Annotated in this window: 21 protein-coding genes; 9 read left to right on the plus strand and 12 right to left on the minus strand. The window is 58.9% G+C overall.

Features of this window, described 5'->3' with window-relative positions:
* Nucleotides 1-60: 60 nt before the first annotated feature.
* The 7 genes from phnL to QCM77_RS05360 are packed head-to-tail and all read right to left on the minus strand — an operon-like array spanning nucleotide 61 to nucleotide 5875.
* Nucleotides 61-795: a phosphonate C-P lyase system protein PhnL gene (phnL, locus tag QCM77_RS05330; protein ID WP_279682198.1), complete on the minus strand. Its 735-nt coding sequence runs from the start codon at nucleotides 793-795 to the stop codon at nucleotides 61-63.
* Nucleotides 796-808: 13 nt separating this feature from the next.
* On the minus strand, nucleotides 809-1588 hold the full coding sequence (phnK, locus tag QCM77_RS05335; RefSeq protein WP_279682199.1) for a phosphonate C-P lyase system protein PhnK: 780 nt from the start codon (nucleotides 1586-1588) through the stop codon (nucleotides 809-811).
* On the minus strand, nucleotides 1585-2391 hold the full coding sequence (locus QCM77_RS05340; protein ID WP_462804297.1) for an alpha-D-ribose 1-methylphosphonate 5-phosphate C-P-lyase PhnJ: 807 nt from the start codon (nucleotides 2389-2391) through the stop codon (nucleotides 1585-1587). Before QCM77_RS05340 ends, phnK begins: the two co-directional genes overlap by 4 nt.
* Nucleotides 2392-2440: 49 nt before the next feature.
* Complete coding sequence (locus QCM77_RS05345; protein ID WP_279682201.1) at nucleotides 2441-3634, minus strand: carbon-phosphorus lyase complex subunit; 1194 nt, start codon at nucleotides 3632-3634, stop codon at nucleotides 2441-2443.
* Nucleotides 3631-4227: a phosphonate C-P lyase system protein PhnH gene (gene phnH, locus QCM77_RS05350; protein ID WP_279682202.1), complete on the minus strand. Its 597-nt coding sequence runs from the start codon at nucleotides 4225-4227 to the stop codon at nucleotides 3631-3633. The genes QCM77_RS05345 and phnH overlap by 4 nt, the downstream gene beginning before the upstream one ends.
* Nucleotides 4217-4690: a phosphonate C-P lyase system protein PhnG gene (gene phnG / locus QCM77_RS05355; protein WP_279682204.1), complete on the minus strand. Its 474-nt coding sequence runs from the start codon at nucleotides 4688-4690 to the stop codon at nucleotides 4217-4219. Before phnG ends, phnH begins: the two co-directional genes overlap by 11 nt.
* A 15-nt stretch (nucleotides 4691-4705) precedes the next feature.
* Complete coding sequence (locus tag QCM77_RS05360) at nucleotides 4706-5875, minus strand: alpha-D-ribose 1-methylphosphonate 5-triphosphate diphosphatase (protein WP_279682205.1); 1170 nt, start codon at nucleotides 5873-5875, stop codon at nucleotides 4706-4708.
* Between the two features lie 354 nt (nucleotides 5876-6229).
* Between QCM77_RS05360 and QCM77_RS05365 the strand changes: the two genes are divergently transcribed.
* The 9 genes from QCM77_RS05365 (at nucleotide 6230) to QCM77_RS05405 (ending at nucleotide 17759) form a co-directional block, all read left to right on the plus strand.
* Nucleotides 6230-7501 carry an extracellular solute-binding protein gene (locus QCM77_RS05365; protein ID WP_279682207.1) on the plus strand — a complete coding sequence of 424 codons (1272 nt, stop codon included), beginning with the start codon at nucleotides 6230-6232 and terminating at the stop codon, nucleotides 7499-7501.
* A 456-nt stretch (nucleotides 7502-7957) separates the two neighbouring features.
* A complete protein-coding gene (locus QCM77_RS05370) occupies nucleotides 7958-9136 on the plus strand; it encodes an ABC transporter ATP-binding protein (protein ID WP_279682209.1) in 1179 nt (392 codons plus the stop codon).
* Between the two features lie 83 nt (nucleotides 9137-9219).
* Nucleotides 9220-10077: a carbohydrate ABC transporter permease gene (locus QCM77_RS05375; RefSeq protein WP_279682210.1), complete on the plus strand. Its 858-nt coding sequence runs from the start codon at nucleotides 9220-9222 to the stop codon at nucleotides 10075-10077.
* The gene (locus QCM77_RS05380) at nucleotides 10074-10907 is read left to right on the plus strand and encodes a carbohydrate ABC transporter permease (protein WP_279682211.1); all 834 of its coding nucleotides are present in this window, start codon (nucleotides 10074-10076) and stop codon (nucleotides 10905-10907) included. Before QCM77_RS05375 ends, QCM77_RS05380 begins: the two co-directional genes overlap by 4 nt.
* A 371-nt stretch (nucleotides 10908-11278) precedes the next feature.
* Nucleotides 11279-12031 carry a phosphonate metabolism transcriptional regulator PhnF gene (gene phnF / locus QCM77_RS05385; protein ID WP_279682212.1) on the plus strand — a complete coding sequence of 251 codons (753 nt, stop codon included), beginning with the start codon at nucleotides 11279-11281 and terminating at the stop codon, nucleotides 12029-12031.
* Between the two features lie 922 nt (nucleotides 12032-12953).
* Nucleotides 12954-14450 (plus strand): porin, encoded by a 1497-nt coding sequence (locus tag QCM77_RS05390; protein ID WP_279682376.1) that lies wholly within the window; start codon nucleotides 12954-12956, stop codon nucleotides 14448-14450.
* A gap of 183 nt (nucleotides 14451-14633) precedes the next feature.
* Nucleotides 14634-15116 carry an HIT family protein gene (locus QCM77_RS05395; protein WP_279682213.1) on the plus strand — a complete coding sequence of 161 codons (483 nt, stop codon included), beginning with the start codon at nucleotides 14634-14636 and terminating at the stop codon, nucleotides 15114-15116.
* Between the two features lie 261 nt (nucleotides 15117-15377).
* Nucleotides 15378-16379 (plus strand): succinylglutamate desuccinylase/aspartoacylase family protein, encoded by a 1002-nt coding sequence (locus QCM77_RS05400; protein WP_279682215.1) that lies wholly within the window; start codon nucleotides 15378-15380, stop codon nucleotides 16377-16379.
* Nucleotides 16380-16490: 111 nt separating this feature from the next.
* Nucleotides 16491-17759, plus strand: coding sequence for an extracellular solute-binding protein (locus QCM77_RS05405; RefSeq protein WP_279682217.1), 1269 nt, complete (start codon nucleotides 16491-16493; stop codon nucleotides 17757-17759).
* Between the two features lie 843 nt (nucleotides 17760-18602).
* Here QCM77_RS05405 and QCM77_RS05410 read toward each other — a convergent pair.
* From QCM77_RS05410 to QCM77_RS05430, 5 genes are read right to left on the minus strand one after another with little or no spacing between them, the layout of a single operon-like run.
* Nucleotides 18603-19424: a class I SAM-dependent methyltransferase gene (locus QCM77_RS05410; protein ID WP_279682218.1), complete on the minus strand. Its 822-nt coding sequence runs from the start codon at nucleotides 19422-19424 to the stop codon at nucleotides 18603-18605.
* Between the two features lie 26 nt (nucleotides 19425-19450).
* Nucleotides 19451-20581 carry an aminotransferase-like domain-containing protein gene (locus QCM77_RS05415; protein ID WP_279682220.1) on the minus strand — a complete coding sequence of 377 codons (1131 nt, stop codon included), beginning with the start codon at nucleotides 20579-20581 and terminating at the stop codon, nucleotides 19451-19453.
* A 42-nt stretch (nucleotides 20582-20623) separates the two neighbouring features.
* The gene (locus QCM77_RS05420) at nucleotides 20624-21244 is read right to left on the minus strand and encodes a CDP-alcohol phosphatidyltransferase family protein (protein WP_279682221.1); all 621 of its coding nucleotides are present in this window, start codon (nucleotides 21242-21244) and stop codon (nucleotides 20624-20626) included.
* Nucleotides 21241-22056, minus strand: coding sequence for a phosphocholine cytidylyltransferase family protein (locus QCM77_RS05425; RefSeq protein WP_279682222.1), 816 nt, complete (start codon nucleotides 22054-22056; stop codon nucleotides 21241-21243). Before QCM77_RS05425 ends, QCM77_RS05420 begins: the two co-directional genes overlap by 4 nt.
* Entirely contained in the window at nucleotides 22032-23288 is a 1257-nt protein-coding gene (locus tag QCM77_RS05430; protein ID WP_279682223.1) for a pyridoxal phosphate-dependent aminotransferase, read from the minus strand. The genes QCM77_RS05425 and QCM77_RS05430 overlap by 25 nt, the downstream gene beginning before the upstream one ends.
* Between the last annotated feature and the right edge of the window lie 363 nt (nucleotides 23289-23651).

Below are 23651 nucleotides of genomic sequence, written 5' to 3' on the forward strand. Positions count from 1 at the left end.
GCGGGTGTTCCGGAGCCGGTGTGTAGTAGATCGCCTAGTGGGGCGAGGACGGTTCGGGCATTATGCGACAGGTTCCACTGCTGTCACGTTGCGCCGAGACTTACAAACGGACGACTGGCCCACTTTGAACAGGCGGTCGGCCACAGCCTCGCGCACTTCCTCATCATGGAAAATGCCGACAATGGCGGCCCCACGGGCCTTAGCCTCGTTGATCAGCTCGACCACACTCTGGCGGTTGGCGCCGTCGAGCGAGGCTGTCGGCTCATCGAGAAGCAGGACCGGGTAGTTGACCATGAAGCCTCGTGCGATGTTGACGCGCTGCTGTTCGCCCCCCGAGAAGGTGGCGGGCGCCAGCGACCAGAGTCGCTTGGTGATGTTGAGGCGGGCAAGCAGCGCCTCCGCCTTGGCATGTGATTCATCTGCTGGAATACCAATGGCGATCGCTGGCTCGGTGACGATGTCAATGGTGGCGACGCGGGGGATGACGCGTAGGAATTGGCTGACATAGCCGATTGTGCGGCGCCGCACCTCGATCACTTCCCAAGGCTCGGCGTCGACGAGGTCGATGGAGTCGTCTCCGTGTTGCACGACGACGTGCCCGGCGTCCGGCTTGTAATTGGCATACAACGAGCGCAGCAACGTCGACTTGCCCGCCCCGGACGGCCCGTGTAGGCAGACGCACTCTCCTGCGCGGACCTCGAGTGAGACGTCGTCGAAAACGGCGATCTCTGCGCCGCCCTGAGTATGGAGCGTGAAGGTCTTGCAAAGGCCGCCGACGCTGAGGAGGATGGTCATGACCGGCCTTTCCTTAGACCTGCAGGATGGAGGAGACGAGCAGTTGCGTATATGGGTGGTGAGGATCATCGAGCACTTGGTCGGTGAGTCCCTCCTCGATCACTCGACCGCACTGCATCACCATCAACCGATCAGCGAGCAGACGCGCAACGCCGATATCGTGAGTGACGACAACGACGGCGATACCAAGTTCGCGGACAAGGCTGCGCAGCAGGTCAAGGAGCTTTGCCTGGACCGAGACATCGAGGCCACCGGTCGGCTCGTCCATCAGCACGAGGCGAGGGTGGGTAGCGAGTCCCCGGGCGATCTGCAGCCGCTGCTGCATGCCGCCGGAGAAGATTTGGGGCAGGTCGTCGATGCGCCGATCCTCGATATCGACCTTCCCAAGCCATTCCAGTGCCGTCGCGCGTAAGGAGCCGTAGTGGCGGCCGCCGGCGGCCATCAGAGGCTCGGCGATATTGCCGCCGGCGCTGATATCAAGGCGCAATCCGTCGCGCGGGTTCTGATGAATGAGTGAAATCGTCGTCGGCAGGAATTGCTCGCGCGAGGCTTCGTCCATCGCCCAAAGATCGACGACATGGTCATCGGAGGCGATCAGCACTTTGCCATCATCCGGCTCGATGCAGCCCGCAAGGCAGCGGAGCAGCGTCGACTTGCCCGAGCCGCTCTCTCCGACAATGCCGAGAACCTCGCCCTGACGCAGCGAGAACGATACCGCCCTGCAAGCCTGAACGCGCCCAAAGGTTTTGGATAGATGCTTGACCCGAAGAATTTCCCTTACCCTCGGGTTCATGATGCGGTCCTTTCGTCGCGCCGCTCGGCGCAATAGGCGGTGTCCGAGCAAACAAAGGCCCGGGTGCCGCGATCATCGAGGAGGATCTCGTCGAGATAGCTGTCCTGCGCGCCGCAAAGTGAGCAGCACGCCTCGAAGTGTTGCACTGTGAAAGGATGGTCAACGAAATCGAGACTTTTGACATCGGTGAAAGGTGGGATGGCATGGATACGCCGCTCCCGACCCGCGCCGAAGAGGGCCAGCGCGCGGCTGCGGTGAAGCTTCGGATTGTCGAATTTCGGGATCGGCGATGGCGAGGCGAGATAGCGTCCATTCACCATAACCGGATAATCAGCCGACATCGCAACGTGGCCAAGCCGAGAAATATCTTCATACAGCCGAACATACATAATGCCGTAGCGGCCGAAAGCGTGGATTTTCCGCGCGACCGCCTCATGCGGAATGAATCGCCGCAATGCTTCGGGCTGCGGCACCTGGAAGACGATGATCTGGTCCTCAGTAAGCGGCCGCTCAGGAATGCGATGACGCGTCTGAATCACCGTTGCGTCCCCAGTACGCTCGCTCGTAGCAACATCGGCGACATGGGCGAAGAAGCGGCGAATCGAGACGGCGTTGGTGGTGTCGTCCGCGCCTTGATCAATTACCTTTAGCACATCGTCCCGGCCAAGAATGCTCGCGGTAACCTGGAGTCCGCCAGTGCCCCACCCGGGAGGAAGTGGCATTTCACGGCTGCCGAACGGCACTTGGTAGCCCGGCACGGCCACCGCCTTCAGGATCGCACGCCGAATCATTCGTTTCGTCATCTCGTCGAGATAAGCAAAACTGTAGACGCCGCTGTCGTCGAATGTGAAGTCAGTCTCCACCGAGTGCCTCCGTGATCATATCTGGCCCGGGAGTGGGTTTTAGACTGGGGCTTGCATGTCGTTCCGCATAGTCCGCGCGCATCTGGCCGAGCAGCTGCATCTCGGCTTGAAAATCGACGTAGTGGGGCAGCTTCAGGTGCTGCACCAACCCGGATGCCGCCACGCTATCGCAATGAGACAGGACAAATTCGTCGTCTTGTCCCGGGTAAGTAGCCGTCTCGCCCAGTTCGGCGGACCGCAGCGACCTGTCGAGGATGGCCATCGAGAGCGCTTTGCGTTCACTATGGCCAAAGACGAGGCCGTAACCGCGCGTGTAACGAGGCGGCAGCGCACCGTCGCTGGTCGTCAGATGCACGGTTTGACATTCGGTGAGGCAGATCGTCCCAATGCCAACAGGTATGTTGAGTTCAGGAATGGTCAGGACAATCCCAACGTCACCGGAGCGTAGTTCGGCAACGAACGGATGGTTACGCCCATAGCCGCGCATCGTCGAATAGCAGAGGCCCATCAGGAAGCCCTCGTCACCGCGGGCCAAGCTCTGCAGCCGCTCGTCCCGTGTGGAGGGAAACACCAGTGGATCGCGGGTGATGTCGGCAATCTTCGACTGCCCGTCAGGCCGGACGTCCTCGACGATGTCGGCCAGCGCGAGGACGCCGCAATCCTTTGTCAAGGCGTGAGCCGCTGAATCGTGCCCCGGCTCTGCAGCGTCATCTTCGGTTTCCTTTTCATACCTACTTTCGCCGTCGCCGGCGAGATCGGAGAGATCGTCGCTGCTTGCTCCCAAAAGAGCGATATCAAGGATCCGGTGGGTATAGTCATAAGTCGGCCCGAGGAGTTGGCCGCCCGGCACGTCCTTGTGGGTTGTCGCGATGCGTCGGCGTACCACCATCGCCGCGGGGTCGACCGGTTCGGCGTAGCCGAACCGGGTGAGCGTGGTCCGGAAAGCGCGCATCAGGTAGATCGCCTCGGTGAGGTCGCCCTCGGACTGCTTGATCGCCAGCGCCGCCAAGTCAGGGTCGTAGAGCGACCCCTCGCTCATGACTCGGTCGACGGCGAGCGATAATTGTTCGCGGATCTGGTCTACGCCGACGTCGGCGATGTTCGGATTGCCACGGCGGCGCTTGGCGAGGAGACGGTGTGAGGCAGCGATGGCGGCTTCGCCACCCTTGATCGATGTGATCATGGTTCCTCGGCTTTGGTGGAGCGCGGGAGGCCGACAACGGCGAGGTCGTCAGTGAGGAAGATGTCGATGCCGAGCGGATAGCGAGCGGCATTCTCGCGCCAGGACGGCCAAAACCAGTCCGGCAGCCCACGAGGCGCGAAGCTGGTCGTCGTCTCGATTCCGGGCCCGGAAAGACGGACGACCGGCCCGCCGGCGAGCGAAGGCACTTGGAGCAGAAGCGTCGTCGACCGGTCAGGATAGGCGGCCACCCCCGCATGGAAGCTGCCGAATCCCGGCATCCGGCCAACATCGCCGATCAGAGCGCAGGTCGAGGTTCTCGGATCACTGACTTGCGGTGCGTTTGTGTGGAAATGGAGATAGCGCCGCACCGAATCCGTCGAGAGCGCCGGGTCGAGCCAGATCGGACAATCGGGGTCGAGGAGCGTCAGCGCGATAGCGGCGAGCGGCCCGCTCATCGGCTGCGGCGGCTGGGCGGGCCCGGGAAAGGAAACCGGTGTGCCGGGCCGCGACAGCGCTGTCAGGAGTCGGCGGAAAGCTGACTGCGCATCGTGAACGGGATCGCGGAATGCAGGCGGGATCAGATCAGCCGTCATTCGCCATGTCTCCCTGGCCCAGCATGAAGAAATCGACCTTGCTCCGTTGGGCCTCGCGTCGGATCGCCCGCTCTGCTTGGCGCACGCAGCGATCAATCCCCGCAATGATCGAGCCGATCTCGCCCGTCCCGGTAGCTTGGTCGCGCTGCATCAATCCATCGAACACGGCGGCGAGTGCCGCGTGGCGCTTGTTGCGGCCGAGCACGTAGCCAATGCCAATCTCGCCAGTCTCGATCTGGAGCGTACAGCGCGTCACAGTCGCCTCGCCGATATTGAACACAGTGCCGGTGCGTCCGACGGCCCCCCGCAGCATCGCCGCACCACATTCGGGACGCCGTATCCACTGGAATTTCGGCCGAGCGATCGCCGCCCAGTGCCGGTCCAGTTCTGCAATCGGTGCTTTGGCAAGCAACGTCATCCAGTTTTGACGGCTATATTGATGGTGCGTCACTGAGATATTCATGTGTCTCGGATCAACTCACAGCGCTTGACGTCCGGCCGTCCAGACCCCTCGGACGACAGGACCGGCTCGGTCGGCTACGCGGATGAGGTCGGCGCGCTTGCCAACAGCGATTTCGCCGCGATCGAGAAGGCCGAAGGTTTCCGCTGGCCGCTGGCTTCCGAGTGCAACGGCCTCAGGAAGCGTTAGCCCCCCGGATTGACTCGCTAAGTACCAAATGCCGCGCAGAATGCTGGCGGGGATGTAGTCTGAGCAGATGATGTCAATGAGGCCGTCCTGCGCGAGCTCCCGCACCGAGACGTTCCCAATATGTGACCGCCCGGCGACGAGGTTCGGTCCCCCAACGATGATCGTCATGCCCGCGGTGCGGGCGGCTTTCGCCGCCTCCAGAGTGATTGGAAATTCGGAAATGACGAGACCGTATCCGACCGCTTCCGTGATATGGGCAAGAGTGGTGTCATCGTGGCTAGCGAAAGGTACACCGCGCGCGCGACAGTGTGCGACGAGGCGGCGCCGATTTTCTTCCGTGCAGTCCTCTGTGGTCGCGACAGCGGCAATCGCTGCCTCGATCTCCGCCGCCGGCCTATTTTTGCGACGTTCTAGATGGCGGAAGCGCTTCGGGTCCCGCCGCGGCCCGTCATCCATGATGGTCACGAATCGAAGCTGAGGCTGGTCGGCATATTCAAGGAAAAGTTCAATGAGGTCGTGCTCGCGGGCGTCGCAGCGCAGGTGAAGCGCGTGGTCAGCCCTAAGCAGGCCGTGACGGCGCGCCTCCCCAAGCCCCTTGAGCATCAGAGGCAGCAGGCGACGTCGCTCCGGGTTGCCCACCGCTCCAACGATCACGGAATCGAACACAGTGGTCGTCCCAGCCGCGCAGACCTGAACGTCATGAGCAATCGCCGCACCCAAGGGGTCCCAAGTCATGCCGGCGCGCGGGAGAATCTGCTTTTCGAGGTGGTCGGTATGGACGTCAATCAAACCGGGCAGCAGATGATCGCCTTCAAAGTCGAAGGCGCCCCACGCAGTGGTATTGCCTGTCGAAATATCAGCTATCGCGCCGCCAACGATCTGGACCGTTCCTTTGAAACAGGTCGACCGGGTCACGATCTTGGCGTTGGTCAGGACAACCTCGCGGGATTGATGAATAGTTTGTGGAACTTGACTTAGCGTACCGATCGATTGACCCATCAGAGGACGCCTCTTTCTTGCTTTTAAACCCGCTTGAGTTCTATCAGCAGTCAAAGGGCAGTGAGAGACAGCGCGATGACAAATCGTGTTACTTTGATGGAATTGTACAATGTCCTCAATCGAGAGGCGCTGTCCCAATAAACGTTCGACCAGGCCGCTTCAGTTTCGTCGCCAACGTGAATGAGGAGTAAGGGCCTGGATGGTTCTTTCCGAAGGTACAAGTGGCGATGTGATTCCAATTCTGTCAATTCAGCTTCATCTGGCGCGCTTAGTCGGAGCATGTCGAGTACATGCCCTTCCGGGCACGTCTATTCGGCGCCGGCATGATCCGTCTCCGCTTCAAGGCAGGTTGTCATGATGAAAACGATGTCTTCGGTAATATCGGCCATCACTGGCGCGCTCATCGCGGTGAGCGCAGCCCATGCCCATCCTGTCACACTGCGGGTGGGCTACGCCTTTCCGGCCCGCGACGGCCTCTTCCGCCAGCCGATTGTCGAGCGGTTCATGCAACAGAACCCCGAGATACGAATCGTCACGGACGCCAACGCCGCTGACTGTCCAGCCCTATTGCAGCAACTCCTGAGGGCGGCGGTCACCGGCGATCTGCCAGACGTCGTTGCCTCGCTTTGCTACCCGGATATGCCGGTCCTCGCCGAGCGAGGGCTGCTCGTACCACTCGACAGCTTTCTTGCCGCTGACCCGCTATTTGCCGCGGTCGGTGTTAGGCCAGAGGCGCTCGCCGCGACGCAATGGAAAGGCAAGACGATCGCCCTTCCGGAGTCCGTATCGACGAGCATCGTTTACTACAACATGGACGTCATTCGTAAGGTGCGTCCGAATCTCTCAAACTTGGATCTTTCTTGGGACGATATCCTGTCGCTCGCCGACAACATCCACACATCGATCCCTGCACTTGTTCCGATTTTCTTTGAGTATTATCCCGACAGTTACAATTGGTCGTTCCACGCGCTTGTATATAGCCATGGTGGCGACGTGTTCACACCCGACGGAAAGATTGCCTTCGACGGCGCTGCCGGCCAGGCCGCCTTGCAGTTGATGCGCCGCTTCGGTGAGACTGGCATGGTCGACATGACCACCGAACAGGCGCGCCAAGCCTTTGCCTCGGGCAAAATCGGCATTTATGTCGCCTCCAGTTCGCGCCTGGAACAATTGACCGCCAACGTTGGATCTACGCGCGACATCCGCACCGGTCCGTTCCCGCACTCGGCTGCCGACGGCAGGGTGCCCTCGGGTGGCAGCGGACTGGCGATCATGACTCGCGATCCAGCGAAACAGCGAGCGGCGTGGGAATACCTGAAATTCGCTCTCGGCGCGGAGGCGCAAACGCTGATGGTATCGAAGACCGGATTGACGCCGGTCAACACGATTGCGGTCAAGGACCCGAAATACCTTGGCGACTATTACAAATCGAAGCCGAACGCCCTCGCTGGCCTTGCCGGGCTCGCCCGGATAAAGAGCGTGAACGTCTATCCCGGTGACAACGGGCCCCGCATCACCGCCGTGATTCGAGATCACCTGCAAAGTGTCGTGACGCTGAAACAGACGCCGGACGGAGCGCTCGCCGACATGGTCCGCGATGTCCAAAAGCTCTTGCCGAAGCGTTGAAAATTCTGTTTGCTTCGGCGCGCCATACGGGTGCGGAGGGCGATCAATCATTCTTCGGAAGCTCGTCGCGGCTTCCCAAAATCTTCCTCAGAGCAAATTCTCCTGCGCTCGACGCTGACGAGAGGAATTCATTCTCGCGAGCTGCCGACCAGTTATCTGAGTTCAGGGTTGGCAGAATTTCCAGTCTGCTGTCTCGATTGCAAGGTGCTATCACGGAGATGGGTGCATAATCGTGCACATTTGTCATCTTGGCATCGCATGGCCAAGTGCGGTTGAATATGGTGTGGCGGCTCGTTGACTGAGCCTGGACGTGCTAAGCGACCCCCAGGATGGGTATGAATGGCGCGGTCGTACCTATTCTGTCAGTGCAGTTTCATCAAGACCGGGTAGCGATCGCCAGAATGCCTTAGCAAGGTGCCCGGCACGATGAGGGCCGGTCTGGACAGAAAGTGGCCCATGAGTGACATCCACCTTCATCACATCACCAAATCCTTTGGCCCAACGCCGGTCCTTCGGGGTATTTCGCTTGCGATCGACCATGGAGAGTTCCTGACGCTGTTGGGGCCTTCGGGCTGCGGTAAGTCGACGCTCCTCAGGATTTTGGCGGGGCTGGAAGTGCAGGACAGCGGCTCCGTGAGGATCGGAGAGGGGCTAGTTGATGGCTTGCGGCCGAAGCTCCGTGATGTCGCCATGGTGTTCCAGTCCTACGCGCTTTATCCCCATATGACCGTAGCCGCCAACATGGCCCTGCCGCTTCGCATGCGGCGATTGAAGTTCTGGCAAAGGCTGCCGATCCTGGGAAGATTCATGCCGGGCGCCCGGCAAGTCTCGGCCGAAATCGACGCAGAAGTTGCCCGCACCGCAAAGGCGCTGGGCATCGGCCATCTGCTTTCCCGAAAGCCCGGCCAGCTCTCCGGCGGACAACGCCAGCGCGTCGCCGTGGGCCGCGCGATGGTCCGCCACCCTGCCGTCTTTTTGATGGATGAGCCGCTCAGTAATCTGGATGCCAAGCTCCGGGTCCAGATGCGTGCCGAGATCAAGGACCTCCATCGTCGTCTGGGCGTCACCTTCGTCTACGTCACCCACGACCAGGCCGAGGCGATGACGCTATCTGATCGAGTCGCAGTGATGCTCGATGGCGAGTTGATCCAGGTCGCTCCACCCCAAGATATCTATGCCGACCCCGACGACCGCCGCGTGGCCGAATTCGTCGGAAGCCCCAAGATCAACCTTCTCGACGCGATTGTGCGCGAGCGGGGCCTGGTCGATGCCTTCGGCACCAGCTTCAAGATCCTCTCCGATGCGCCGCCTGGTACGGCGCTCGCCCTTGGCATCCGTTCGGAAGCCTTCCACCTTTCCGAGTGCGTCGGCGTCAATACCCTGACCGGGGCGGTCCGGCTCATCGAGCACATGGGTTCCGATCTATTCGTCCATCTCGACCTCGCCGGCCTCGATCATCCGCTTATCGCCCGACTGGCCGCCGAGCGGGCGCCCCAGATCGCGCTCGGCCAAACGCTGCATTTGTCGGTAAATCCCGACCGCATCCTGGTCTTTGGCCAGGACGGCAAGAGGCTTCGGTCCAGCGGGTCGGGGGAGACACCGAAGCTCATCCCGATCCGGCAGTTCGCCCTGTGAATGCGCTCGGTCGCACTCAGTCCGCGGACGCGCCAGAGCGCGCCGCTCAGGTGCCTTTGCGTCGGCAGCGCCTTGCCGAGGGGGTGGCTGCCTACACCCTCGCGGGGCCGGCGGTCCTGCTGCTTGTCCTGCTCTTCTTCGTACCTGTGATCGCGGTCTTCGTTATCGCACTAACCGACTGGCAGTTTGGCGCGCACACCTTCGCCTTCGTTGGAATCGCGAACTTTCGCGAGGTATTCGCCGACGACGGATTTCGAGCCTCGCTCCTCAACACCGTCATCTATGTCCTGATTGTGGTGCCCGGCACCGTGATTCTCGGCCTTGCCATCGCAATGCTGATCGAGAGCGGACGGTCGCTGCGCGCTCTTTACCGCGCCATTCACTTTCTGCCATTCATGGCGACGCTGGCTGCGATGGCGATCGCATGGGAGGCGCTGCTCCATCCTACCATCGGCCTCGTCAACCAGACTTTCTCTGCGCTGGGGCTGCCCACAGCCAACTGGTTGCGCGACGAGGTGACCGCCTTGCCGGTGCTTGCAATCATCGGCATCTGGCAGAACCTCGGCTTTGCTATGGTTCTCTTTCTCGCCGGCCTCAAAGCGATCCCCCACGACCTCTACGATGCCGCCGAGATCGACGGTGCTGACCTCTGGCTCGATCGCGTCCGGACCGTCACCTTGCCAATGCTCGGTCCAGTATCGATGTTCGTCGTTATCGTCGTGGCGCTCCGCGCTTTCGAGGCCTTCGACACCATCAAGGTGTTGACCAAGGGAGGGCCAGGCCACGCCTCTGATGTACTGCTCTACACGCTCTACCGCGAGAGCTTCGAATATTTGCGCACCGGCTACGGCGCAGCCGTCGCCGTCGTATTCCTCCTCATCGTTGTGGCACTAACGATCATTCAAGCCCGCGTCATGGACAAGAGGGTGCACTACCAATGAACGCCCGCCTCTCTCCTCAGGCCGCCATATTGCGCCACGCCGTGTTGCTGATCACGGCAGCCATCATCCTCGTCCCCTTCGTCTGGATGATTAGCCTGTCCATGAAACCGCCGGGTGAGATATTTCGTGAACACTTCGCATTTCTCCCCGAGCAATGGTATGCGGTGCAGAACTACAGAAAAGCGTTAACCTCCGCGCCGCTTGCGCGCTATATGGGAAATGGCATCCTGGTCTGCGCCGCAATCTTGACACTCCAAATCCTAATCTGCGCCCCTTGCGCCTATGCTCTCGCCAAACTGCGCTTTCCTGGCCGTGATCTGATCTTTGGTCTCGTATTGATCGGGCTCCTACTGCCGCACCAGGTGCTCTCGCTGCCACTTTTCGTGCTCTGCTATGAACTCGGTATCCTCAACACCTATGCAGCGCTTATCTTTCCCTTCGTGGTCTCGCCGTTTGGCATCTTCCTCTTCCGCCAGGTGTTCAAGACCATTCCCGACGACGTGGTCCACGCCGCGCGCCTCGATGGGCTCTCGGAACTGGGCATCGTTTGGAAGGTGATGGTACCGATGGCGCTCCCGGCGGTGATTGCATTCTCGATCTTCTCCGTCGTGGGCCGTTGGAATGACCTCTTCTGGCCGCTGATCGCGGTCCGTTCGGAGAGCCTGATGCCGCCACCGCTCGGCATTATTGCGTTCGCGAATGAGGAGGCAGGGAACGATTACGGGCCCCTCATGGCAGCCGCCACAATCGTCATTCTTCCCCTTGTCATCGCCTTCCTCGCCGCTCAGAAGTGGTTCGTTGAAGGAATGACAGGGGGAGCCGTCAAATGATGAAGCCTTCTTGAGAGTCAGTAACGAACGGTCTGTATCTAATCGGCCTCCGCTCGGCTGGCCTGGCTTTGCCGACGCCCCCCAATTTGGTACGTTTCGGACAGTAGGATACAGCGAGCGCAAGAATACGGCTCCAGAATAATGTTGGGCGTCCCCGCGCCGGTGCGTTAGCGTCGGCTCCAGTGGAGCGAAGCGCCAGTTCGGCACAAGTGAAATCCCGCCGATTTCCTGCTGCACATGGGAATTTTCCGGCAAATTTCGACTGCCATCTGCCCCTTACGGTCATTGCCGCGCCGGTTTGATGTGCTAAGGCGCTGGACGTTGGCGGGGGCTTTGGCGCAGACGTTCCGCCCAGCGCAGGCCCGAGATCGATGACCGGACAGAATCACCCATCTTCCCTCTACGCCAGGCGTGGTGCGAACTCGCTATGGCGGATCGTGGTCGAGGCCATCCGCAAGGATATCATCGGTGGGACGTATAAGCCGGGCGAACGCCTACCTACAGAAACTGAGCTAGCCGCGATCTTCGGCGTTCACCGCAATACTGTGCGCCGGGCATTCGCGGTGCTGAAGGAGCGCGACTATGTGCGCATCGAGCAGGGACGCGGTACCTTCGTCAAGGAGCGCGTCGTCCACTCCCGATTGGGGGCGCGGACCCGTCTGAGCACGACCGTGCGCGACATGCACAGGATCAGCGAGCGCCGGTTCGTCGGTTCCGCGCGGGTTCGCGTCGACAGGGAGCTTGCGCGCGACCTCCGTGTGCCACAGACCCAGTTCGCACGCAGAGTCGATACGCTGATACTGATCGATGGTATCGCCGCCTCGATCTCGTCGAGCTATTTCCCACTGCCTCGATTCGAGGGAATCGAGGCGCTGATCGAACAGTCGGGCAGTCTCACGGAGTCCTGGAAACACTTTGGAATCCTCGACTATCACAGATTCGAGACGCGAATTTCCGCGGGTTTACTGTCGCAGGCCGATGCCCTGCTGCTTGCGCTGCCGCGACGGCAACCGGTGATTTTGATGACCAACATCAATGTGGACCTTGACGGCGTTCCGATCGTGGTCACAAGAGGCCGAATGGCGCCGCAACAGATGCAAGTTGTTATTCGATTTAGCGAGTGATGAAATGAACCCGTGTTTCGTCTGAGGAGATGTTTGCCACTTTGATTAGCAGGCAGATTCGCCGTTCTTTCCAGACCAGAGAAGCGCCGATGCTTCACCAGACTGCTTGCATGGGCGCCACCTCGCGGCTGCCGCTTCCTGTACCAAACCATTTCATTTCTATCGGCGAAAGCGCCCAGCAGACAGCGCAATCCATCTCTCGAATCGTTCAAGCGGCGTCGCATCTAAAAGAATGACACAAAGGAATTCCTCTCCGGAAAGTGGACGAGCGAGATTTTCCTGCCTCATCAATCATAAGCGACTCACGTAGCTAATCCGCAGTCCTCCAGCAGGCGGTGACAGGGCAGGGAGCCGATTTACAGTTGCAACATCAAGGTCGATGTCGACGGCGCTTCGATCGTCGCCTCAACCGCCCGAATGGCCCAGCAATATGTGGTGGAGTCATTCGCTTCAGCGAGTGATTAGCCGAGTGCCGGATCTTTGTTTCGGCTGAAGGTACGTTTGGCGCATTCATCCAGAAACTGTCAGCGCTGGTTCAGCGAACCGACATCGGCACTTTAGATGTTGGGCTCATCTTCCCGCCAGAACGCCAGTCGAATCCGTCGAATCTGGCGTGAGACTTCGCCACCAGTGGTCGGTCTTGCGGGACACCATCCCTGCGCTCGCCGAACGCTTTGCGGCCTCGTCTCGCTAGGAAACCGAAAACCTACAGTCAACGATCGCGTCTTTGTGAATGGAGATTTTTGTGCTGAAGAAAATTATCAAGCGAAACTCGAACGAGACGACCTGCCATCGCGCATCACCCTCACGACAATCATTGAACAGCGGCTGTATGGGGCACTCGGACCCGGCTTCTAGATCCGCCCAGATCGAGCTGTGCTCTGCCCTGAATGGGCCGATTCATGGCGACCGTGCGCGGTACATAAGTGCGATCAAACAGGTGGTTTTGACTTCAGCGGCAGGTTTACTCGCCCTGAGCGGCGCACAAGCAGCTGATCTTCCCGTCAAAGCAAAAGCGATTGAGTACGTGAAGGCCTGCTCGCTCTATGGTGCCGGATTCTACTACATTCCGGGGACCGACACCTGCATCAGACTGGGTGGATACCTGCGTTTTGACACAACTCTCTTGCCGAACGGCGTAACCGGCGCGGGCGGAGCTAACAACCGCCTTAGTAACTATTACACCATGCGGTCTCGTGAGGCCCTCGACATCGATACGCGTACCGCGACCGAGTACGGCGTCGTTCGGACCTTCTTCGAAGGCCTGCTCCAGTGGACCACAGGTGGCTACGCCGGTGCTGGCGCGGGTCTCTCTGGCGGTGCCACGACGTACTCCGGTGACGCAGTCGCAGGCGGTTACCTCCAGGTGTACCTAGCCTTCATCCAGTTCGCCGGCTTCACCTTCGGTCAAACGCAGTCGCAATTCAACACACCCTGGACCGAGTATCCAGCGAACATCTTCGAGCTGCCGGGCAGCGGCGGCGGAGACGCCGTCAATCAATTCACGTATACAGCCGACTTCGGTCAGGGCATCACCGCTTCCTTCTCGGCTCAGGATCAGGTCGCCAGATACACAACCAACATATGGAACGTGAGCGCCGCGACGCCGGCAGGTCTCGCAACCGGTGCCTACGGTGCCAGCGACATCGGGGGATCGCGAGCTCCAGATCTCGTCGCTATGCTTCGCGTTGACCAGGCTTGGGGCCTCTTTCAGGCATCGGTCGCAGCGCATGACAACCATGCCGCATATTATGGCGCGGCCGAGACGACTGGTCATCCGGCCGACAAATGGGGCTGGGCTGGGCAATTGGCCTTGTCGATCAAGAACCTTCCGACCGGGCTGGGTGACACCATCAATGTGAGCGGCATGTATGCCAATGGCGCAAGCCGCTATGGGTTCAACAGCTATATGCCGACGACTTTCGCGAGATACGGCGGTACCGGAGCAGCAGGTGCTTACCAAAGCCTCGGCATCGCCGGTGTGTCTGACTCCGTCTTTGTCGCCGGTGCCGGTCAGGAGCTGACCACGGTCTATGGTTTCAACGGTGGGTACACCCACAACTGGGATCCATATTGGGCCACCAGCCTCTATGGAGCGTGGGCTGCTGTCCGGTATGACAGCAGAGCGAAAGGCTACATCTGCGGCGCATTCGTAGCAGGTATCGGGCTATCGAGCGGCGTTGCCGGTTGCAACCCCGACTTCAACTACGCGGTTGTTGGTGCACGCGCAATCTGGACCCCGGTCAAGAACCTGTCCTTCACAGCCGAGATTGCTTACAACATGCTCGATCAAAAGTACGCAGGCGGAAGCACTGTGACGCTGCCGCTCCAGTCAGGTAGTGCCAAACCGGGTGCTGCGTATGAGCTGAAGGACCAGGGCGCCGTGAACATTCTTCTGCGCGCACAGCGGAATTGGTGAAATCCGTTCAACCAATGCCTATCCCGACCCGAAGTCAGAGCATCACATCCGTCGTGACGACCTGCAAAATATTGTGCCCCTCAAGCAGACCGCCGAAGGGCCGATGCCGACAGCGGTTCGCGACGTGACGAGTCTACCGAAATCCTGATATTTGACGGACCTCCATATAGAAAGACATATAAAATGGCTCATGAAAGCTATTCGCCGGCCGAAATCCTGCGGTTGATCGACAATTCAGACGAGCGCCATTTCGTTGCCGAGCTCGAAACAGGCATTGTTACGCTCAGCCGCAATCGTCAGTATTTCAAAGGCTACTGCTTCTTTTCCGCGAAGCGGAAGGCACGCGAACTGCATGATCTTCCGATCGAGATACGCACGAAGCACCTTCTGGAAGTGGCGATGGTCGCTGAGGCAGTTCAGTTAGCCTTCGGCGCGAAGAAAATGAATGTCGCATTCTTCGGAAACTCTTTTGCTCACGTGCATTGGAACATCGTTCCCCGTTACGGCACCGATCCGCTGCCTGGCGATTCGATCTGGACGCTGGACCGCCAGTTGATCGAATCGCACTTCCTGCCGGAACAGGAGTTTTCGGAGGTGAAAGCCACGTTGCGCGAGGAGCTCTCCAAGCTGTGCGAGCGCGACCGGATTCCGATCTCCCTCTCCTGATCACGCGCACCCTCGTCGTGCTCCCCGTCATTGCCTTCCTCTAGAGTCTCCGATTGAGGCGTGCCTGACTGCGGTCCAGGCCCCTTATGATCTCAATAACTTCCTTGCTCCTGCGGATTGAGCTTCGCCACCGAAGTTTCGCGAACACATGTCCTTGAGCGAACCTATCGATATTGCGGGTCACGAACCGTTGTGGGAGAGAACAGTCTCGGCTCCGCTTCACAGATTCGACTGTCGTCAAACCGAGAGGAGTGTGAGCTCATGAACCAGTCGTTTGAATTGAGCATTGATCTAGATAAGGATGGCCGTCAGGACGGCTATCTCAACGTGAAGACGACCAGCGAGCTATCGCCATTCGGATGTTCTATGGTTCCTATCACATCCATACGCAACGGCGACGGCCCCTGCGTTGTGGTCATCGGCGGCTGCCACGGCGACGAGTATGAGGGGCAGCTCATCGCAAGGTCGCTGCTCGGCACCGTAGAAGTCGAGGATGTTCGTGGCCAGTTGATCATGCTTCCCGCCGCGAATGCCGAGGCCGTTCGAGCCGGACGGCGCTTTGCCCCATCTGACGACGGGAATCTGAACGCCGTGTTCCCCGGCAGGGAAAGCGGCACGGCGACCGAGCGCATCGCGCACTTCATCGAGACGGTCCTGATGTCGCGCGCAGAACTTGTCGTGGACATCCATACAGGCGGTAGATCCATCGATTATTTCCCGTCGGCAATGCTTTCTGGAGCTATCGATGGCGACAGGCGACGCCGCGTCGTGGATCTCACCAAGGCACTCGGACTTCCGGTCGCGTTTTTCGTCGATGAGGAAGATTACACCCCTTCGAGCATTCTCGGCGCATGCGACCGCGCCGGGGTCCTCAACATTTCCGCCGAAATCGGCGGAGGAGGATCAGTCAACCTATCGACGCTCGAGCAAGCGCGCACCGGCGTCATACGTCTGCTGCATCGGGCCGGCGTCCTTTGTGATGGCCCCTCGAACTCAGCTCCCGAGGTCGCGTTCATGCGTCGCCTCCCGATCAGCTCAACCGTTTTCTCGCCAGCAAGCGGGCTGCTAGAGCCGCTCGTGCAACTAGGCGACTGGGTCACCAAAGACCAGTTGGCCGGCCTCCTGCATTCTATTGAAACACCGTGGTCCAAGCCGACGCCGGTTTACTTCGCCGAAGCCGGGTTCGTACTCTGCCGTCGTCTGCCGGTTGCAACACAAATCGGCGATGGCGTCTTCAAGCTCGCGGTGCCGATGAAGGCGTAAGAAGCTCCCGCGGTTTGCTCTCATGACAGCAATCGCTGCAATTGACGGCTTCGGATTCTTCGAGCGACTGCTCACACCGAAACCGATTGCCCCTTAACGGAGCACCATACGATGATCACCCGCAGAAGCGTCCTGGTGACCGGAGCCGTGTCGACCGCCGTATACGCCATGCCGGCCGTCGGCAGAGCCGCCCAGAAAACGACCGTCACGATTTCGCAAGCCAATCCGACTTACCGGGCTCTTCTCTCCGAACTGACGACGCAATTCGAAACTGATAACCCCTCGAAGTCGATCAAATTTGTAGCTGACGGGGACAACTGGGACCCATTATTGAACAGCACGATCCGAGGTTCTCTTGTGAATTCCCTGCCGGACGGCTCCTGGCAAGCCCTGACCTATGCGGGGATCCTCGCCAACAGAAAGATCGCGCAGCCTTTGAACAAGCTCTTCGGCGGCGACACTGGGGGTCTTGAAGCCCTTCGAGTTTCGAGCGCGATGATCGATGCGGCAAGCGTCAATGGCGAAGTCTTCAGCGTCCCGTTCGGGACGACCATTCCCGTCATCTACTGCAACATGGACCTTCTTCGCAAGGCGGGTTACCTGAATCCGAAACCTCCAGCGTCCTGGGATGAAATTCATGAATTCGGTCTAAAGGTCAAAAGTCTAAACGAGACGGTCAGCGGCGGCTTCATCGAATACGAGGCCAGCAACGCCTGGATGTTCCAGACCCTATTGTCGTCTTACGGGGGGGAGATGATGAACGGGGTACAGAAATCAATTGCCTTCGACAGCCCGGCAGGTCTCCAGGCGCTGACCACTCTTGCGCGCTTTGGTGAAACCGTCAGGACAGATATGTCCGCGGAGCAAGCTCGCCAGGCGTTCAAGTCGGGTAGCACTGCAATGCATATTCAGTCCGCAAGCGGCATGACTTCGACGGCGAAGGCGGCGGCCGGGCATTTCGAACTGGCCATCGCCCAGATTCCCATTGCGCCTCAGGGTCGACTGGCGGGAGCCGGTCATGGTTTCTTCATGTTTACCAAAGATCAGGCCAAGCAAGAAGTCATGTTGGATTTCATGAAGTTCGCCGCCAGTAAAAAGGGCCAGATGATACTGGCGAAGAATAGCGGGTACATGCCCGTCAATCTCGCGGCTCTCAAGGACTCCGTATTCCTCGACGAGTATTTGACGATTAACCCGCTGCATCGGGATATCGTGGAACGGCTTGCGGTGACAGGGGACCAATTCTCGTTCCCGAGCGATAACACGGCCAAGATCGTAAAGATGATGTGCGATCAAATGCGCGGCGTCCTCTTCTGGGGCAGCAAACCGGAGGAAGCACTGCAGAACATGGCAGGCCAAGCCAAGAAGCTCCTTGGATAATTGCAAAGCTGCAAGCATACTCGTCGGCGACTCCGTTGAACGTGCCCCTAAAGATGGTGTAGGTGACAGCGGCGGCCACAGTGCTTCTTCGGCATTGGCCGGGAGCGAGTCAGCTTGCCTCAGGGAGCCAGTTGATGATGAGATCATCGCTCTTTGAGTCTTGGTTTCGAGGGTTACATATCGCGACCGCTCAATGGCGGCTCGTGGTTTGCCTCAAGCAGCAGTGCCGTCGGAGGCCGTTCGCGTAGGGTTTTCAAGATGGACGACTATTCGTAAAATCTCCTCCGCAGAGCGTCTATATTGACGGTTGGACCTCCGCCGAGTTCTACGGCCAGAACTGAAGTTCCAACACGTTCACAGGCGGCGAAGAGACTTCCCGCGTTGTGATCCTCCTTGTCCAAAGCGAATGTCATTGGCGTTCCAAAGATCTGGACAAGTTCAATGAGCCCCGCTGTGTCGTCTCGGCCACGTACGGAATCATCGCGCAAAACGTATACTCAGCGCTACGTCCTCCCGAGTGCGTGTCCACGGCGAGTGCCGCCCGGGGTAACGAGGCCGTTTCGATAAAATGGGCGTGGACTTGAGTAGGCATTCCAATTGACAACACTGGGAAGGCGGCATTTGGAGTTCCCCATCAAATGGCGAGACGCTCGATCCGGGGTAGACCGCAGGGGCCCAGGGCCACTCAAACTAGAGGCAATGATGGCTTGACCGCTTATCGTCCGCCTCTTTAGCTCTTGGGCTAGCATGCGAAGCGCGATCTGACCTGCTATTCGTCACCGTGGCAGCCGCCAGGCAATAATGTGCAGGGGCCGGTTCCATTCCTGACCGAGATAATCTCGATTATCGCTTTGTCGCTAATGTCACCTCGGTCACGTGAGGTTGACGCAGTAGACCGTCCTGAGAGTATCGATCGAATAATTCGGTTAGCTTTGCGGCAACGGCTTGCTTGCCAATGGCCGAGGCAGATCGCTGCATGAGGCTGGACGAGAAACTCAGTGCAAGGAAGTGTGAAAGGTCCACATCGAAATCCCAATTCCAATGCCGAACGATCACGTCTGCGAATCGGAGGTCAGCAACGAGCTCGCTGCAAAAGTCGATCGTCGAGTACGTTCCAGCGAGGGTTGTGAAAGTGCCCCTGCGATATTCTGGAATGCACTGTTCGACGAATTGGTGGTATTCGGCAAGCGCCGGGCTGTCCCAGTATCGGTGTCGATTGTGAACAAGCGCCAACATCCCATCTGGGAGCAATGTGCGCGCGACCTCGGTGTAGAACATCTGTCTATCAAACCGGTGGGCCGCTGTAGCTGCCGCGATGGCAGACACAGACTTGTCTGGAAATGGCAACCGCTCAGCTGCTGCAATGCGGAACGTGATTTGCAGATCGTGGGGCGCTGACTTGCCAGCAATCTGAAGCATGTCTGCATTCGGCTCAACTCCAATAACGGCGAGCCTTCCCTGCGCTTCCGCGGCGAGCACCCTTGTGAAAATTCCTGTGCCGCTTCCCACGTCAACGATAGGGGCGTCGAAGCGTTTGTTGGTGACGTGATCAATGACTACCCTCGCAACTTCAGCGGGATAGCTGGGTCTATAAAGGTCATAGCTTTCGCCCTCGCCAGTGAACTCGGACCAGGGGGTCTCAAAATTGGGAAAGTTGGTAGTCATCGTAACCTTTCAAAGATCTCCGAAAGCTATGCTCTGATAAGTTTGCCGATCATTGACAGGCCGTTGCGAAGTTGGTCGTGATCGGTAGCGACCCCAAGTCCGATTCGGACTCTCGTGTTGCCTAGAGACGAACCAACGGCGAAGGCATTTCCAGCCCCGACGACAACACCTCGTTGCTTCGAAGCTTCGACAAAATCACTGAGGCTTAGGTGGTCTGGCAGTTTGATCCAGAGGTGGTAACTTGCCGGATCGATATCGAATGGCATGCCGAATGCCTCTTCCGCGATATTCCGTCGGCTTTTCGTTTCGAGGCGCACTGAATCTATAATTTTAGATGCCAAGCCAGTCGTTAGCCAATGGGTCGCGATCTCCGCGATGAGAGGCGCAACCATCCAATTTGTCGTTCTAACCCCAGGCCAAAATACCCGCTGCGTCGTCGATAAACTTGGGCCGGCAACGTAGGCGATCCGAAGCTGACAAGCCAAGGATTTGCTGAGACCCGAGATATACCAGCTGCGTTCGGGCGCATACGCAGAAAGGGGGGGAGGAGCGCTCTGTGGAAGGACGCCATAGATGTCGTCCTCAAAGATCGAAAGATTATGACGGCGCGCGATCTTCGCGATTTCTTGTCGCCTCGTCTCGGTCATAATCGCTGATGTGGGATTGTGAAGAGTAGGCATGCAGTACAAGGCGCGCGCCTTCCCCTTAAATTTGTTGCACGCACGATCAAGGCTTTCAGGTTCAATCCCCTCCCCATCAATCGAGATGCCATACAATTTTACTCGAAATAGATGCGACAGTGGTTTGATCGCGGGATAGGTAAGTGCCTCCGTAAGGAGAACGCCACCTGGTTTAACATAGTACGCAAGCAACATAGCGAGGATGCTCTGCGTACCGTTAGCGAGCACTATTCGGTCTGGATCCAGCGTTTGTTCAAGTCGCCGTGCGAGCCAATTGGCACCGGCTTCACGATCCTGCGCTGTGCCGGTGAATCGAGGAAATCGAATGGCCTCTGCGACATTCGTCTTCGCAAGATAGGAAAATGATTCCTGGAGTGCAGTCCGTACAAGCGGACTCGGAGGTGGAAAATTGCGTCCGAAGTCGATGAGCCGTGCGGAAGGCTGTGCAACTTCGCTAAGATTTGAAAGATTGTCCATTTTCCCCTCCCTGGCTTGAAACCAGAACGATCTTCAGTCGGATTAACGGGCAATACCCGCGACAGTTGCCAGCGCGATCGAGCCGGCGATTGCAAAGCCTGTCGCGATCGGCACAGCAATTCCACGAATGGCTGGGACGCGGATTGCAGTGGTCACGTACAACAGTGCGAGTATGATGAAGGTTGCCGCAACAGTCGTCGGAAAAACATCGTCCGATAACAACGGGCGAGCGAGCAGCAGGATAGTAAGCACTGGCGTACCGTATGAAACCGGAATGCCAACAAATCGCGCATCAGATGTGAGTCCGACATTTTCGAAATAGCTGAGCCTGATCGCGCCCGCCAACATCAGCGCCAAGCTCGCGACGAGCGACAGCATCGTGCCTTGGCCAACAAGGATAATGATCGTGGCCGGGAACACAACGCCATGAATGAGATCGGCAAATCCATCGAAGCTTTTCCCGAACTCCGCCACACCTGGACGGCGAAGATGCCGCATCTTCCGGGCAACATGCCCGTCCCAATGATCCAGAAACCAGGTCCAAAGCATTGCCGCAACGCCGAGCTCGATCTCGCCGTTAAGGGCCAGGAACAGCCCGATGACGGCAAATAGATAGGCGAGGGCGGTGATGGCATTTGCACGGTCGCGCAGATACCCGATCATCGCCTTGCTCCCGTCGGCGGGATGGAACTTGCCGCGGAAACTGCGCGGATCATCGGCGGCGCGAACATCTTCTCCGCCAGGCGCAGATCATCTTCGCTGTCGATCTCGAACCAACGGGTATCGCTGCAATCCACCGCTGAAAGCTGCAGCTCTTGCTGCTCGACAAGCCGAGCGAGGATCTGCTCGACGTAGGCCGTACGATGCCCGCTTTCCACAGCGTGGTGCAGTGCTGGCACCAGCTGTTCGCGCGAGGCGTCTGCGGAAAAGCGCGTCACGTTGATGGTCTTGAAGAGACCCCTGGCCCGGGCCTCGACGGGCGTCTGGTTCATGACGAACGTGACGACAGAACCATCGTCAGCCAGCTCGACGGCAGAGCCACTCATTGCTGCGTTGAACGCCGCAACAGCCGCCACGCTCTGCTTGGTAGAAGAGACCGTTCGAAGTGTTCTTTCGAGGACTTCTCGCTCGAAGAACACGTCGCCTTCGAGAAAGACAGTGTCGCCGGCAAGCATTGCATTTCGCGCTAGCCATAGGGAATAGGCGCTGCCTGTCCGATCGAAGATGGGATTGTGGACATAATCGATGTCGACCTCCTCAAATCGATGGCCGCACGACTGTTCGATGGCTTCCTTGCGATAACCCACGACGATGGTTGCCTTGCGCGTCCCGAGCTCAGACAAATGGTGCAGCGCGTTGTGCAGCATCGGGGTTCGGTTCACCTCCACCAAGGGTTTCGGAACGAATTCCGTGTAGGGGCGCAGTCTGGAGCCCATTCCTGCGGCAAGGATCACCGCCCGTGTATCATTGAGCATTTCGAAATGTCCTCCTCGAAAGCTTCAGGCCGCTGCTTGCCTGGTCGCAGGTTGTTCAGGGTCTCGACGGCGCGTCTAAGTCCCGACTCCAGCAGGTCCGGTGGAGCGCCGAACGAGAGACGCAGCCCGTTCACGTCGCCAAAGGCACTACCGGCGACGGAGCCCACATCGGCTTCCTCCAGGAGCAATCGTGCAATGTCGTCGGTGGATCGAAGGTGGCCGCCGGCCGGCAAAGCTGAGACAAGCCTACTGAGATCGAGATAGAAGAAGAATGAGCCGTCGGCGCCCGGCGAGGTTACGTCCTGCAGACCAGAGAGGATACGAAGGCCTTTGTTGCGAGCGTCGGACAGACGCTCATGCAGCTTCCGTTCAAAACTGCCGTCGCCGACTTCAAGGTGATGCAGGACCGCGTGCTGTGCGATTACATTGGCATTCGAGGTCGTATGGCTCTGCAGCTTCTTGGCCGCCGAAACGATCTCCGGAGGAGCTGCGAAGTAACCCAGGCGCCAACCGGTGATCGCCAGCTCTTTTGAGAAGGCGTTGACCAGGATTGTCCTTGAACGGACGCCGGGATGCGCCATGACGATCGACTCATGGCGTGAACCGGTGAATACGAAGCTGGAGTAGCTTTCGTCGGAAACAATCCAGAGCTGATAGTTGATCGCGAGATCGCCGATAGCTTGTAGAGTCGTTCGATCATAGACGGCGCCGGTCGGATTGTTCGGCGAGTTAATGATAATGGCTTTCGTGCGCGGGGTGACAGCGGCGCGAAGTGCGACGATATCAGGAGTATATGTCGGGGCGCGAACATCAACGAACACGGGCTTTGCGCCAGCGAGAAGGACCTGGGACGGGAATGTCGGCCAGCAGGGGCGAATGATGATGACCTCATCTCCGGGATTGAATACGGCCAAGGCAACATCGAGCAGGCCCTGCTTTGCACCCGCAGTGATAGCGATGTTATCCGTATTCCAGCCGATGCCTGTTTCCGCAGACAGCTTTGCGGCGACAGCGCCGCGAAGCGGCGTCAGGCCGATGGAATCGGTATACCGGTTCGCCCCGGCATTGATGGCGGCAATCGCTCCGTCGCGCACGGATGATGGTGGATCGATGATGACTTCGCCGGCGGCCAGATCGATGATCTGACGGCCGGTCGCGGCAGCTCTCTTAGCCGCCTCACGGGCGGCGGCAGTGCCCGAACCTGAGAGCAAAGACATCCGTTGCGCCAACATGCGCGCTCCTCCTGCTTCGATTGCCGAGTTTGTTAAGGTGATCGCAACCGCTTCGTCGTTGGTACGCGGTCTGCCCCTGCGGATATCACTCTTCCGTTCGACAGCCGCTTCGTAGCCAAATGGCGCTTAAGAGTTCATTGAGACCGGAGCCCCTTCATCGCGCCAAGGAGCCCTTATGCACTTACACGAGAAAGGAGGGCCGCGGTTGGAGCAGACTTGAGCACACAGTATTTTGGAACCGAGGAGCCAACGCATCGATCGCGGCCGTCGGCCAGAACAGAGTTTGAGTGAGTTTGCATGCTGAACTCCTTGCAGTTGATGCTTGCGTAGCCCGATGTTCATCCTTCTAATAGTTTGCTCCCA

It is taken from the genome of Bradyrhizobium nivariense (genome assembly GCF_029846695.2).
Classification (GTDB): domain Bacteria; phylum Pseudomonadota; class Alphaproteobacteria; order Rhizobiales; family Xanthobacteraceae; genus Bradyrhizobium.

Coding starts and splice junctions, on each gene's coding strand:
- QCM77_RS05340 (WP_462804297.1), bottom strand. CDS start 2,391: ATGACGAAACGAATGATTCGGCGTGCGATCCTGAAGGCGGTGGCCGTG.
- QCM77_RS05365 (WP_279682207.1), top strand. CDS start 6,230: ATGATGAAAACGATGTCTTCGGTAATATCGGCCATCACTGGCGCGCTC.
- QCM77_RS05345 (WP_279682201.1), bottom strand. CDS start 3,634: ATGATCACATCGATCAAGGGTGGCGAAGCCGCCATCGCTGCCTCACAC.
- QCM77_RS05380 (WP_279682211.1), top strand. CDS start 10,074: ATGAACGCCCGCCTCTCTCCTCAGGCCGCCATATTGCGCCACGCCGTG.
- phnL (WP_279682198.1), bottom strand. CDS start 795: ATGACCATCCTCCTCAGCGTCGGCGGCCTTTGCAAGACCTTCACGCTC.
- QCM77_RS05405 (WP_279682217.1), top strand. CDS start 16,491: ATGATCACCCGCAGAAGCGTCCTGGTGACCGGAGCCGTGTCGACCGCC.
- QCM77_RS05425 (WP_279682222.1), bottom strand. CDS start 22,056: ATGCTCAATGATACACGGGCGGTGATCCTTGCCGCAGGAATGGGCTCC.
- phnK (WP_279682199.1), bottom strand. CDS start 1,588: ATGAACCCGAGGGTAAGGGAAATTCTTCGGGTCAAGCATCTATCCAAA.
- phnG (WP_279682204.1), bottom strand. CDS start 4,690: ATGAATATCTCAGTGACGCACCATCAATATAGCCGTCAAAACTGGATG.
- QCM77_RS05410 (WP_279682218.1), bottom strand. CDS start 19,424: ATGACTACCAACTTTCCCAATTTTGAGACCCCCTGGTCCGAGTTCACT.
- QCM77_RS05395 (WP_279682213.1), top strand. CDS start 14,634: ATGGCTCATGAAAGCTATTCGCCGGCCGAAATCCTGCGGTTGATCGAC.
- QCM77_RS05420 (WP_279682221.1), bottom strand. CDS start 21,244: ATGATCGGGTATCTGCGCGACCGTGCAAATGCCATCACCGCCCTCGCC.
- QCM77_RS05415 (WP_279682220.1), bottom strand. CDS start 20,581: ATGGACAATCTTTCAAATCTTAGCGAAGTTGCACAGCCTTCCGCACGG.
- QCM77_RS05360 (WP_279682205.1), bottom strand. CDS start 5,875: ATGGGTCAATCGATCGGTACGCTAAGTCAAGTTCCACAAACTATTCAT.
- phnH (WP_279682202.1), bottom strand. CDS start 4,227: ATGACGGCTGATCTGATCCCGCCTGCATTCCGCGATCCCGTTCACGAT.
- QCM77_RS05370 (WP_279682209.1), top strand. CDS start 7,958: ATGAGTGACATCCACCTTCATCACATCACCAAATCCTTTGGCCCAACG.
- phnF (WP_279682212.1), top strand. CDS start 11,279: ATGACCGGACAGAATCACCCATCTTCCCTCTACGCCAGGCGTGGTGCG.
- QCM77_RS05400 (WP_279682215.1), top strand. CDS start 15,378: ATGAACCAGTCGTTTGAATTGAGCATTGATCTAGATAAGGATGGCCGT.
- QCM77_RS05430 (WP_279682223.1), bottom strand. CDS start 23,288: ATGTTGGCGCAACGGATGTCTTTGCTCTCAGGTTCGGGCACTGCCGCC.